The organism is Halovenus carboxidivorans, from assembly GCF_009831575.1.
In the GTDB taxonomy this organism is placed as follows: domain Archaea; phylum Halobacteriota; class Halobacteria; order Halobacteriales; family Haloarculaceae; genus Halovenus; species Halovenus carboxidivorans.
Genome location: NZ_WUUT01000005.1, coordinates 185,578 through 199,016, shown reverse-complemented (window position 1 = coordinate 199,016; position 13,439 = coordinate 185,578). Strand labels below are relative to the sequence as shown.

9 protein-coding genes are annotated in these 13,439 nt (G+C 55.9%); 2 read left to right on the top strand and 7 right to left on the bottom strand.

The genetic code is table 11. The annotated features are described in order from the left end of the window. Positions 1-60 precede the first annotated feature (60 nt). Genes GRX03_RS13435 through GRX03_RS13425 form a run of 3 tightly spaced genes read right to left on the bottom strand, consistent with a single transcriptional unit; the run spans position 61 to position 6,073 of the window. Complete coding sequence (locus tag GRX03_RS13435) at positions 61-3,516, bottom strand: ATP-dependent helicase (protein ID WP_159764727.1); 3,456 nt, start codon at positions 3,514-3,516, stop codon at positions 61-63. Further along, positions 3,513-4,415, bottom strand: coding sequence for a RecB family exonuclease (locus tag GRX03_RS13430; protein WP_159764726.1), 903 nt, complete (start codon positions 4,413-4,415; stop codon positions 3,513-3,515). Before GRX03_RS13430 ends, GRX03_RS13435 begins: the two co-directional genes overlap by 4 nt. After that, positions 4,412-6,073, bottom strand: a complete 1,662-nt coding sequence (locus GRX03_RS13425) for a DNA helicase UvrD (protein ID WP_201289250.1) — start codon at positions 6,071-6,073, stop codon at positions 4,412-4,414. The genes GRX03_RS13430 and GRX03_RS13425 overlap by 4 nt, the downstream gene beginning before the upstream one ends. Before the next feature lie 762 nt (positions 6,074-6,835). Here GRX03_RS13425 and GRX03_RS13420 point away from each other — a divergent pair. Next, the gene (locus GRX03_RS13420; protein ID WP_159764725.1) at positions 6,836-7,033 is read left to right on the top strand and encodes a hypothetical protein; all 198 of its coding nucleotides are present in this window, start codon (positions 6,836-6,838) and stop codon (positions 7,031-7,033) included. Between the two features lie 233 nt (positions 7,034-7,266). Here GRX03_RS13420 and GRX03_RS13415 read toward each other — a convergent pair whose 3' ends face one another. Next, on the bottom strand, positions 7,267-7,560 hold the full coding sequence (locus GRX03_RS13415; protein ID WP_159764724.1) for a hypothetical protein: 294 nt from the start codon (positions 7,558-7,560) through the stop codon (positions 7,267-7,269). Between the two features lie 346 nt (positions 7,561-7,906). Here GRX03_RS13415 and GRX03_RS13410 point away from each other — a divergent pair, with 346 nt between their 5' ends. Beyond that, positions 7,907-9,310 carry a PD-(D/E)XK nuclease family protein gene (locus GRX03_RS13410; RefSeq protein WP_201289245.1) on the top strand — a complete coding sequence of 468 codons (1,404 nt, stop codon included), beginning with the start codon at positions 7,907-7,909 and terminating at the stop codon, positions 9,308-9,310. Between the two features lie 107 nt (positions 9,311-9,417). On the opposite strand, the gene GRX03_RS13405 is transcribed toward GRX03_RS13410, so the two are convergent. From GRX03_RS13405 to GRX03_RS16605, 3 genes are read right to left on the bottom strand one after another with little or no spacing between them, the layout of a single operon-like run. Next, positions 9,418-10,734: a hypothetical protein gene (locus tag GRX03_RS13405; RefSeq protein ID WP_201289244.1), complete on the bottom strand. Its 1,317-nt coding sequence runs from the start codon at positions 10,732-10,734 to the stop codon at positions 9,418-9,420. 6 nt (positions 10,735-10,740) lie between these two features. After that, positions 10,741-12,018 carry an AAA family ATPase gene (locus GRX03_RS16610; RefSeq protein ID WP_201289243.1) on the bottom strand — a complete coding sequence of 426 codons (1,278 nt, stop codon included), beginning with the start codon at positions 12,016-12,018 and terminating at the stop codon, positions 10,741-10,743. Positions 12,019-12,036: 18 nt separating this feature from the next. Next, entirely contained in the window at positions 12,037-13,392 is a 1,356-nt protein-coding gene (locus tag GRX03_RS16605; protein WP_201289242.1) for a hypothetical protein, read from the bottom strand. Positions 13,393-13,439 lie beyond the last annotated feature (47 nt).

Sequence of the window (13,439 nt, the reverse complement as noted above, 5' to 3'; positions counted from 1 at the left end):
ACCGTAGAAATTGGGATTATCGAGTCGGGGAACTGTCCTATGGGGTTGTGTCGGGTAATTTCACTCCTCGAATCCCGGGCCAACAGTAAACGAGTCTGGTGCGCAAGGCAGTTGGTTGTGTTGGCACCACTGACAGTGTTCGCCAGCAGTATACCGACTGAAGGAAAACTCGGCAATGCGATGCATCGACTCCGTCACGTCGTTTCGGACTACTTCCAGATCACCGTCGCTGAACGTTCGCGTTTCGACCTTCGGCCCAATTTCACCAACGTATGCGTACCCAGCACGCGTCACTGGCTCATCGTATAGATCCCGGCACGCTAACAGGTAAATCGGGAGTTGCTTGTCGTCTTGCAGATCTCGGTGACGTTCAGTCGCCTTGTAGTCGATGACGAGGAGGTCATCGTCCGGTGTCCGGTACACGGCGTCGATGTAGCCGACGAGTTCGTGCCCATCGATATCGAGTTCGAACTCTCGCTCCGCGTCGATAATCTCGTAACCGGGGAGGTCTAACTCGAAATACCGGTCGATACACTGCTTCGCCGCCGGGAGCGCGTCCTCAGCGCGGCGCTGACTGGCGAGGCGCTCGCAGATTCCGTACCACTCCTCACGGCATTCCACACCTTGATTCGCGGCTTGCTCTGCAGTGTCGTGGAACAACAACCCGATTGTCCGTTGCGACACACCATCCCCGTCGTTGCTTGTGGTCTCTTGGTAATCAGGGAACGCATTGACAACGTACTCCAGATAGTGACTCCGCGGGCATTCTTCGTAGGCTGCCAGCGACGTGTAGCTGTGCGATAAGGATGGTGATGGTATCGTCGGGCCAGTCAGTGACGCGACTCGGAGCACCTCCCGTTCGGTTCTCGATGAGAGCGCGCCGTCGAGAGTGGCCGTTGCAAGAGTTAGCACGCGGTCGCGCGCAGTCTCTACCGCAACCTCTTCTCCGTCATGATTGATGGAACCACCAACATCACCGATTGTCTGGCCAGCCAGCGTGTTCGTCCAGTCTACTGCGTCGCCCGGGAGGCACTCTTGAACGTCGGTCCAGAGTGGGAGGTGTCCTCGCTCTGGCTGCCATGGAATTCGAGCTGGAAGTATTTCGTCAACTCTCTCTGAGACCGACTCCTCATCCGCAGCCTCGTCGTCTTCCTCGCTGCCGCCCTGCAGAACGAGGATGTCCTCGGCACGAGTGATCCCGACGTGGAACACACGACGGGTTTCACGGGCATCGCGCTCGACGAAATCCTGTGCGAACGCTGCCGTCGCGCCGTCTGAAAGCGCGGTTTCGAGCGCGTCGTACGTTCGTGAACTCGGGGCCCACTCCTCAGCTGTGATTTGCGGGATGAGAACGACGGGGAAATCCAGTCCTTTGCTCTTGTGGATCGTCATCACGTTGACCGCGTCGTCCGCGACGTCCGGCTGACTCGTCGGGGTGGTGCCGCTCTCGTCGAACAACGAGTCGTAGTGTTCGAGCGAGTCGATGAACTCCGGGGTGAGCGGTGGTTGCACGGCACTCTCCCCGTACTGGTCGATGACGTCATCGAGTTGTGTGAGATCCCGGCGCTCCTGCTCGCTGAGATACCACTCGATGTTCGTGACGTCTTTGAGTTCCCGGTACAGGTGACTGAGTGACGCTGCGTCGCGGAGTTCGAGTAATTCTGTGGCGTGCTTGCGGGCTTTTGCGACGCGGTCCGGCTCTTCGAACTCGTCGAGGGGTGCCTCCCGGAGCGTATCTACGAGCGGCTCGTCACCGGCGTTGAGCGTGCGAAGGTCTGCATCGCAGAGCCGGTACCGCATCAGGAGGACGCGATTCCAGCTCACCTCGTCTTCGGGGCGTGCAAGCGCCTTCAGGTAGGCGGTGACGGTGCCGACGCCGACTGATTCCGTGGCTAAATCCCCCGCAACCTGGTATGGAATCCCGGCGTCTTCGAATTCCTCGATGACCGGTGTCGCGTGGGCGTTCTTCCGAACGAGTACCGCGATGTCACCCGGATCGTACGCCTCATCGAGGTTGTCCGCTGCACCGCTCAGTACATTCTGGACGACGGTGCGAAGTTGAGAAGCACCGTCCGCGTCGTCGTCTTCGCCCGGCAGTTCGACGGTAGCGACGGTGTCCCCGTCGTACGCGGGTTCGTCGACGCGAGTGAGTGTCTTGTGTCGTTCGCGGTGGTCGAGTTTTTGAATTGCCTCGTTCGCCAGGTCGAGAATCGGTTGCCGGGACCGGAAGTTCTCCTCTAGTGGTTCGTCCGTGAGCGCCGTGAACGCCCGGTCGAGTTCGTCGGTGATGTTGGCGACGTTCGCGCCGCGCCACTCGTAGATCGCCTGATCGTCGTCCCCGACGACGAACAGGTTGTCGTCGGTGACGAGTGACGTGACGAGGTCGAACTGGAGGCGATCCGTGTCCTGGAACTCGTCGCAGAACACGTAGTCCCACCGCTCGGCGATTTCCTCGCCAATCGGCGAGTCCATCAACGTGGCTGTCTCGACGACCAGGCCGTCGAAGTCGATGAGATTGCGCTCGTCCAGTTCTTGCTCGTACGCAGCGTACCCTGCGGTGAGATCTCGGGCAGCAAGACAGTCGGAAACGAACGAGTCGAGGTGATCAGTGAGTTCGAGGTCAAGATTGTTCGGGATTCCTTTCGGGGCGCCGCTCGCATACCCTCCGAACAGGTACTTCGGGAGTTTGTACGCGTTGTCTGGCAGGTCACGCTCGCCATTGTCGTGGGCCTCGAACGCGGTTTCAAGCGCGTCACACACGTCGATGAGCCGGTCGAGGAAGTCCCGGGCGCTGGCTTTGATGCCGTTCGTTCCTAATGCGTCGCGTTCCGCCGTGAGTTCATCGCGCACGTCGGGCAGTGAGTCCAGTACGCTTGACACGGAACGGCCTCCCAAGTGGTCGCTGGCAATCGTTTCGATGCGTTCCGGAAGGTCGCCGAGGTCGTAGACGCGGTCGGCGGGCCCGAGGAACGCGTCGATATCGTCGGGCGTGATGCCGCTTCGTTTCATCGACCCGATGAAGTTGAGGAGCTTCGACGCAGCTCCGGACGCGTACCCGTCGCTGCCGTACACGTTCGGTTTAACTGACCGGTACTCGATCTCATCAAGGACGTCCAGAACGATGGCGTACTTTTCAGCGTCCGTGGCAACCTCAAAATCCGGGTCAATCCCGGCTTCGTAGGCGTAGTCGGTGAGAATCTCGTTACAGATCGAATGGTACGTGTACGCGTCGATGTCGTACCCCGCGGTCCCGAGTTTCGCGTTGAGCTTCTCCCGCATCGAGTCCGCCGCGTTGTTCGTGAACGTCAACGCGAGAATCCGGTCCGGCGACACGCCTTCCTCGTCGATGAGGTGCTCGATCTTCCGCACCATCGTGAACGTCTTCCCCGTCCCTGCCCCTGCGAGGACACGCATCGGGTAGGCGTCGGAATCGATGATCGTCTGCTGTTGGGGCTCCGGGGAAACGTTTTCCTCCGGGACCGGGTACCACGACGGGTACTCGGCGTCGTCGCTCATTGCTGCACCTCCGTCGACAGGCGGTCAGGACACATCTCTCGATAGTCGCAGTCCGGGCACGCTTCCTCAGTGATCAGGTCGAGCAGGTCCGGTTCGTACGTCTCACTCGTGATGCCATCGTGGGCATCTCGGATGAGCGCCCAAATCGTGTCGTAGTGCTCCTCGTAGATCTCCGTCGTTTCCCGAGGCCAACCGCGCGCGGACACGTCGTATCCGCTCGGGGTGCTCTCGAACGACGTGCTGTTGAGGAGACCGTAGAAACTGAACCGGACCTCCATCCCGTCCTCGTAGAACGGCTCGTTCTTCATGCCCTCGACGTACACCGCCGTTTGGAACGCATTCCGGACCCGCTTCGGTTCGTGGGCCTCCCCGTCGAGATGGTCGCCAAGGTACTCAGCTGTCCTCGACGAAAGCACACCGTTCGTGTTCCGCTTGTAGTCGAAAATGTGGAGTCCGTCTTCCGTTCGGATGACGTTGTCAGCTTTCCCGTGGAGTGCTCGACCCTCCACTTCGCACTCCACCCAGCATTCCGTAGCGGCCGAGAAGCGAGCGTGCTCGATCCCGTCACCGCCGTCCGGATCGAAAAACGACGCAATGGCCGCGCGGTTCTCCGCTCGCTGATACTCCTGATGCGCAGCGGATTCGTAGTCGTCCGGCGTACTGTGTTCGTCCCACTTCGCCTCGAAGACCTGCATCGCACGGTCGTGTATCGTCTCCGCGTCGTCATCGCGGTCAGTCGCAGTACACACGTCTTCGATCGTCTCGTGGTAAATCGTTCCTTGGTTGAGATACAGTTCTGTCCGATCCGGCGCGTTCACATCTTGCGCGTACCGGTAGTCGTACAGGCGCGGACACGTCGCGTAATTCGCTAACCGCGACGGGGAGAGCGACGAACTCATCGCCGCACCTCCCCGTTAGCGAACTCGACACGTGCACGCAACGCTTCCCGGAGCTCGTCCCCTCGGGACCCGCTTTGTTCGAGCAGATCCTGAATCTCACCGAGTTCCGCTTCGACCTCGTCGAGCGACACCGTCACGTCCTGACTGTTCGCGCGACGCACCTCCGCGAGCGCCTCGTCGACCCGCGATAACAGGAACGTTTCCGCCGCTTGCTCACTCGTAATGTGTGGCTCGCCGGCCTCGGTCACCCACGGCAAAGCTTCATACGCCGCTGTGAGAAACCGCGACGCCTGCGTCCGCTCTTCGAGTGCCGTGTCCTCATACTCGTAGAGACAACAGTAGAGCCGCTCTTCTGCCGCACCCGCACCGACAGCCAATCGCCGCCGCGCGTGCTCCGTGTGGTACTGCGCGAACGGTCGTCCCGACGCTGTCGACGTCGTCGGGAACGTCGCGTCCACATCCGCGCCATCGAGTTCCGTGACACCGGGGTAATCCGGCATCGATGCGACTCGCTCGGTCGGAAACAACCGCGTCAGGAACGGGTCACCCGGGTACTCACTGTTGACGAGATTCACGAGAAACACCGCGCGGAACGATTCGTTCTTAACCGCTTGCAAGTGATCGACGCGAACACCACCGTCGAGATCTGTCGCGCTCGTCTGATTCTGCTGCGGTGCATACTCGTGAGCGCGTTCAAGCATCTCCGTAAAGGACTCCCACGTCGCATCCACGAACTCTGTTTCTTCGAGGAACTCCGCCATGCGGAATGCCCGGCGGACGTTCCCGAACTGCGCGCGTGCATCCAACGGCGACGCACGCTCCGCGATCCGCTGTTTTAACCCGGAGTCTGTCGCCCACCAGCGAATCGCGTCTTCGAGGCTATCAGACTTGTTGACACGGTCTAAGCGCTCTGTATCGCGTGCCGGGCCGTGGTCGGACACATCGTCTTCGTCGTCGGCGAGGTATCGAACGGCCGCGAGGAGTTCTCGAATCGCAGGATCGTCACCGAACCCAGTGACTGTCGTCGATTCAGTCGGAATCCCAGTGCTTTCGAGCGCTTCGATACTGTCCGTAACAGCACTGCCGCTTTGCTTCGTGGCGACAGCGATGTCCTCGTACCTCCAGTCCGACTGCGACACGAGGTCTTCGATCTCGTTCGCAATCTCAGCGAGTTGTTCGTCACTGGAATCCGCAGCGAGGACAGAAACCGACCCGGCCCCTGGATCTTCTGAGACCGTTTCGTCGGCGAAATAGGCTGCCGTCGCAGCTGGCCGCGTCGACGGCGTTCCCGATGCCCCGCGTCGCGTCTCGCTAAACGAGACGTAGTCCGTGACTGGTCCCGTCTCGACCCACGTGCGCCGCACACTACCGTTCTCTTCAGCAAGACAGACGAGCTCACAGTCCCCCACGAGCGCGTCGAGATACGCGCGGTCAAGCGGGAAAAACTCCTCAAACTCGACTGCAAGCACCGCGTCGAAATCGACGACAGCCTCGCGGGCATCCCCAGTGAGGACATCGAGCGCCTCCGAAATGAGTTGGCCGCGTTCCATGTGTCCGTGTTCTGCGAGCCACTCGTGGAACGTGTCGAGTGCAGCCGTGATATCACGGAGTTCCGGAGTTTCATCAGGCGTGACTGCCTGCCAAGAAATCGTGCCCATCACGGCGTCCACATCCTCGATGAACGACGGCTGCGCAGACGCCCGTTGCAGGTACTCGGTTTCCCACTCGTAATCGTCGAGGAATCGGTAGAGGAGTTCACGCCGCAACGCGTCGGAGAGAATGACGCGATCATCGGTCTGGTTGAGGACATCGGTCGCGTGCACCACCGACGACGTCACGTACGGCGTCGCCGCACCCGCCAGTTCCTCACCTAACGTCTCACGGAACGTGTCCGCACTCGCTGGCGCACCCGTGATAACCAGCACATCCTCAGAATCATGCTCGTCAAGGAGCGTTCGGTATTCCTCCTGCGCTGTCCGTTCGACGTTTTCGCCTCCAAACGGTGTCGTAACTAATGTTCCGGTGAACTGTTGGTAACTAGATGATCGTGACACGCAATTGTCCCTCGGATACGTGCAACCGTTGAACGGTTACGTCATAAGAGTATTCCTACTCCCGACTATTGCACTTTGCTAGTTTAGCTCTGTTAAAATCCTCAAGCTGTGATATGTTTCTATCGTCGTGCTGTATATAGAGGATCAATGCAGCACTCACTAACCACTATTCTCCCTCCTGAGACCACTGCTCAGTAGCACTGTAAATTGACTGCTGAAAGTGCTGACAATATCCGTATGTTTTCTGAGCGCCGTACAAGAGAAATGCGTGAGTCTTACACGTGGGGTACGGCCAATTAAGACTGTCAGTAGGATTAACAGTATGATTTATACGATCTTAGTTTGTACAAATTCAATACAACTGATATGGATAATCAGACGAGTGCAGCAATCTACGTGATTATTAGCGGGCTCATATTCACGATCACGTTCGGTTCTCCCTACGTCATCAACAGTGACGATGAATTAATTATAATCCTTTTTGCAGGCTTAGGGATGGTCGTGAGCGGACTCATTTTGTTGTTTGGCGTGTACTACGACAGCAGAAAAAAAGCAAGTTCATAGATGTTTAATTTTTGGCGCACGACAGAAACCCAGATTGCTACATATATCCTCTGTACTCAGTACACCGTTCGTACCAATATTCCGATATATCGTAACCAATTGCGCTAGATTGCTCGCCTGTACTGATTGATTCGAGCAGGTCAAGATAGCGACCCCGCGTGCTGTGTATGTACCCTATCTATACCGGTTAAAAACTACTATAGATATGCTCTGCTGGGTGACTGAGAAAAAACTCACCAGTACTCTTCGAATAAAACCCGCATAGGAGCGGCTGGCTGTTGACGCCAGTCGACGAGCCACATGATCCATCCTTGAAACAATGCCACCGCCACAACGATACCCACCACTCCTCCAGTTAGCAATGCGGCGCTTGATCTCCACCCAAGTATCTGGGTGGTAAACCAGATCTCAAGAATTCCGACCGCGAACATTCCAACAACTCCCGCCCCAGTCACGGTGAGTACGAAGCATTTCCCAACGACTGTCCCGGCATATTTTTGTTTGAACCGTTCAAGCGCCGCCGTCATAGTGCTAACAATCTATTTCTTAGAACTTGTATTTTAATCAATTAATTCACTCATTATTTATCGATCAGACGTGTTTCGTTGTGAAAGCACCAGAAGCAGACTGCTGAATACATATCTTGTACGGATCGATCCGATCAGGTTGAATCTGACTGAAGCATTGTGCAAGACTTGTGTCTTGTATTCCGCACCTGATTCCTGTCTGGGTTAAAGAATTTCAACAGAGCCGCTTGTCTGTATATCGTATTCATCTCTCTAAACATCTGTCAAACCGTGTATTAGTTTTATTCCACAATATGTTGGCAAAGCTCCTATACTTCTCCATTGAGTTGTCCTGATAGAGGATGGTATGACCGAGCCAGACGACTTGCGACAGGAATTAACGAGACTGACACGCCGGTGGGAGCAACTCACCGCGGTTCCCGAAACGCCCCGATCGCTGATGGACGTGATCGAATACTCGTTAGGAACGCAACAGAAAGCCGAGGTGTACATCAACCGTCTCTTCGCATACTTCCTCGACCCGGAACAGCCACATCGAATGAACTCGGAATTTCTCCGCGCATTTCTCAATGGCCTCCCCGACGCGTGTGGATTCGAGGAGGATATCCACGACCTCTCGGATGTCGTCGTCGACGATCAAGTACGGCTCACTGAGCAGGTCGGCGGAGAAACATTGTCGTCAGGATTCGTTGACCTAGCAGTTCAAGTCCCAAACGAATGGTTCCTCCTAGTCGAACTCAAATTCTCTGCCGAAGACACTCAAACAGAGTTCTATCGACAGGACGTCACGCACATCGACGGTGTTCCAAAGGACGACTACGAGTCTGGCGCGTACTATCTCTATCTGCATCAAAACGACCGGCCCGACGCGAACGACCCAGAATTCAGTAACTGGACGTGGACAGCCTTCGTCGAAACGGTCCTAACAAATTTCATCGTCAATAACGCACCACGATATCCACAACGAACCGTCGTACAACTCCACGAATTCGTTGACGATATTCGATCCATCACAGGTATGTCAGATCCCACCGACGACGTTGACGAGAAAGTCGAACTGTATCTCGACCACTACGATGCCATCGCTGACGTGACGGACACGTTCGAGAACCAGTGGGAGACGTTCTCTCATAACTGGCCCTCGCGGCTTTCAGATCGTCTCGTCACCGCCGATGAAGGATCGATCCGCTCGGAGAGCGATTACCACGTACTGTTCGAGTGTGCGAACGACGCTATCGGGGACTGGTGGTTTCGCTCAACGAGTTCCGATTGGGGGATGATCTTCAAACACGGCTGGTGGCGACACACAGACGACCTCACAGACGTCCTCCACGGCCGGCCAGATGATCGAAACGACGCCCGAAGCGGGTTCCATCACCGCCTCGAAAACGACCGTGAAACAGCAATCAGAGACAATACGCTCACACTCTACTTCCGGAACATGGGAGCAAACGATCAATCGTTCATCGATGCTGTATCGGAGCACTTCGATGAGCGGGCAGATGCGATCGACGCAGCGCTGCCGGACGCTGCCAGTCGCACCGAGAATAAACGGAACATGATCTCGGCAGAGTACGACATCGTCCCTGACGAGCACAGCGATTTTTTTGCGGCCTACGTGGCTGCCCTCGAACGAGGGTTTTCGGATCTCGTCGTCGAAAATCCCGATTTGATCGCCATCCTCGACGATACTTACACGGGCGCCGTCGCGGAGGTCTACAACACCCAGATTACAATGAGCACCCAATAAAACTGAGTTCGAAGTCCACGGCGATCCGGCTTACAATACCGCTCCCGGTGATTCTGGGTATTGAATTATTTTCACGTCTTCGTCGCGGTTAGCGGTTGTTTCGCGGGCTAACTCGTCGACGAACAGCAACCCCTTGACATTGACTGACTCCAGTAGGTCTTCTGCGGATTCAACGTACTCGTTAGTCTCCGACTGTTTGAAAACGCCATGTACTCCAGTAGTTCCCTGAGCCCGGTTACGACGTAGTCGGTATTCTGCGTGTACTTCACTTCACCAAGGAACACTTGTTCAAGTTCCGTCCCACCAGCCTCTGTCTCCCGGTATCGCTCCAAGACGATATCAGGACGGCCGCCCCACAATGAATCACTGCCACCACGCCCAAGCAGATCCTCAGAGATCGTTTGCCATCGGGAGAGCACCTCGTTCATACGGTACAGGTACCCATCAGGCTCAATATCTTCAGAGCCAATTGATTCACTGAATGAAAGCCCTTCACCGGTCGCATCGTGAGACAAGACGAACTGTGACCCGTCCTGCTCCCACGTAGCGATCGTCGACGGACTATCTCGACTGTCAGTCAACACCCGATACTCCACGCCCTCGTACGAATCAAGTACGCGGAACACCCAGTACAGTTCGAACAGCGTGTCCGTGTTCGCTGGCGCAATGAGTGTGTGATTCAATATATCTCGCGCTTCGGTACTGTCCAACTCGTGGTTCATCAACTGTCGGTACCGATCCAGTAGGACCGCTGCATCCTGATAGAACTGCGAGCGCGAACGCTTGACTGACTCGATGGTTCTGTCCGTGATATCGGTATCACCGACGTTGATCCGCTGCAGGTAGATGTTCTGCTCGTAAATCCGGTCAAGCATCTCCGCTGCTGACTCCACGCCCCGGCCACTCCCGCCTGTGTGCGGCATCACCCACTCGTTCAGCCAGTCATACCCCTCCGGGTTGTCCAGCGCGTACGCAAGGTCATCTGTAACGATCTCGTGAATAATCGTCAGTAACCGTTTCAGCACGAGGTTCTCGTCGATGTTATAGTGCTCTTCAGGCTGCGTACACACAAACAGCGGCTCATCCAGCCGACCAGCGCGTGCCCGTGTCTTCACCGTTTCCTGCCAGTCGATCTGTCCGCGGATCTCACCACGGTACTGGAACGACTCCGGAGCGGTTGTCGTCTTCATCTGCCGAATCCGGTCTTCCAACTGCCGCATGAAATCCAAGACACCGACTTCCGAGCTGTCGTCTTCAGCATCGGTCAAGACGAAGTGAATCCGGAGCAGCGTTTCGATGTCGTCGATATCCAGATCAGCGTGCGCCGACCCGATAACTCGATCAAATCGAACGCCTTTCCGGAGATACGTCTGGAAATCGTCGGCAATCTCTCCCAACAACGCCTCTTCAGTCGTCTTCGCCATCTTCAGTTACTCTCCCCCACCTGGCTGCAGCTCAATCTGGAAGAAATCACGTGCGACTGTCCACAACTCTCCCGTCTCGTCCTCAACAATCTCGTCAAGCGCCCCAATCAGCTGCTCTAACTCATTCCGCCGCAGCCCTTCCAACTGCGGAAACACATACATAATGATCGGCGAAACGTAATCCGCTGTCTCCGTTGAGGGAGCAGCTGCAACGTGTTCATAAATGTCCTCAACGATGGCTGGTCCGATGGCTCGCTGTTCATTAACCGCTCGCCAGATACGCCCGATCGTCTCGTAGTGCTGGTCTGCTTCCGGAACTCCACCGTTTGCCGCCCAGACTGCGACATAGTCTGCAACGAGTGATTCGAGTGCAGAATCATCACCATCCTCACGCTCAGGAAGATCAGGAACTCCGACAGGGACGAACGCCCAGCGTCGCATAAACGCGTAGCTCATCTCGTACAGCGACGTCTTGTCGAGCGTGTTCATCGTCGCTAACATCCGCCAGTCCTCAGGGATGAAAAACCGGTTCTGACCGATCTCCTCGTGGCTGCGGCATGCGTCGAGGATCTCGATCGGATCCCCGTCGGCGTCATCAAACGGTAATGTGACGCTTTCTCCCGTCAATGCCGAGAATAACGACCCGAACGCTTTGTCGATATCTGCCCGGTTGAGTTCGTCGATGACCAGCCACTCATTCGCGGGTGTCCCGTCGCCATCTGCCTGAAACCGGTCTAACACAACTCCCGGCTCGAATTCCAGCGTATTCTGCGTGGTCGTTTGATACCCGCCGACCGTGTCGAACGTCGACCAATCAGCCGACGCTGTCACGAGCTCCGACGTATCCTCACCCACCGTCGCTTCACACACTTGCCGCGCCAATTTTGTTTTCCCTGTCCCAGGCGGACCGAACAGCAACACGTGATTCCCGCTCGTCAACGCCTGTTCGACTCTATTTCGAATTCTTTTCCACTCTGTTTCAGGGAAATATAGATTGCCTCTGGGAACCGTAATTTCTTCCGAAGGAACCGCAAGCTTCTCAGCGAAATCGTCGAACCGCTCGATCTGGCTTAACTCTACAATCCTGTCGAACTCTGTTTGTGTGAGTTCCGTGATGACGAAGCTGTTGTCAGACTTAACGAGCTGACTTGTCTCCAGAGCATCATCGGCCTGTATATCACTCCACTGAGGTCCATCTAAAGACTCCTCCCAGCGAAGTGTAATACCCTTCACTTGCTCCTTAGCATTATCCGGTTCCGCTTCCTCATGAATCTCTTGCGTCACTATCGCCCGGCCAACGACTTATTTCACCGGAGACACTTGATAGACGAGTGCTTCATCGCCTCGACGAGCCTCTCGGTACGCGTCTATATTTCGACGCGGTTCCCCGTCTGAGTTCGTTACTCGGTAGAACACTTCACCGCCTTCGTGGTGCCAGTCAGTCGCTTCAGCATTCACCCAAAAGTACTGTGTCTCCCCCGTCTCGCTGGCCTCCGGCTCATCGGGATACGTATTGAGTAAGTAATCCGCTCCAGCTGCGGTCAGGTTACACAAATACCACGACTGAACGCCAGTCGCATTCACTGCGTACTTTTCCTTCTCTTGCCTGATATCGTCCCGCCGCAATACTGGCGCGATTGTTTCGATTTCCCGTACTGTGTCGAAGTACGTGAGATCCACGTCCACACGCCAGTACGTTTCGTCATTCTCCGCTCCTTCGAGATCCGCCCCTGATACCTCGTATGCCTCCGTTTGAACAACAGAGTGTGCTCGTACACCGCCATCCCAGTAATGGAGGAGGACATCACCTGGTTCGAGTTTTGTTAAATCCCGAGTAAAGTACGTGTCCGAGGATCGAAGATACTCTTCGTCCCGTTCGCTCGGATTACTTTGATTCACCCAGTAGTACTCAGTATCTGCAGCGACGTTTACTGACGAATCCGGGTCTTCACCCGTGTTGAGGAGATCATCCCAACTCCAAATCATCGTCTGGACGTGAAGCATCGAAGGGTTGTCAACACGGCCCTGCAACCGCTCTAAGAGTTCCTGGCAAGCAATATTTAATTCCTGATACTGACGCGCATCGAACCCCTGGTTCACCTTGTAGTCCGCGAACTCACCGAAGAAATCCCGCATCTGCGTCCACTTGTAATGAACATACTGGCCCGGATGGACAAACATCAGTAGACACGCACCGAGCCCGAGCAGCGATCCAGGTGCACTACCGGCCTCGACATCCGCGTAAAACTCCCGAAACCGGTCTAACCGCTCTACGAGATCTTCAGTCGGATCAAAGAAAAACGAAAGCGTATCCGCGGTTGCTTCGACATCCGCTTCAGAAATCTCTTTGAATTCATGCCATGCTACACCGCCATTCTGACCGCCGCCTAACATGTACGCCGGGATTGTCGTCCCGATACTCACCTGCTCATCAAGTACTTCAAGCAGCACCGGAACATCACTCGGCGATAACTTCGTCACTTCGGTGTTCGCTAAGAATTCTGCCTCCAAATGCCGCTGATAATCCCATTTCCACGTTTCCCACCCAACAGGTGAGGTCGCATCTTCCTCATACCCACCAGCATCCCACACCTCAACAAACCGATTAACAACATCCTCGATTCCATCAAACTCAATCTCAGATACCGATCTACTCATTCACCAATACTGTCTCATCGACTCTCTTAAACGTACCCCACGAACAT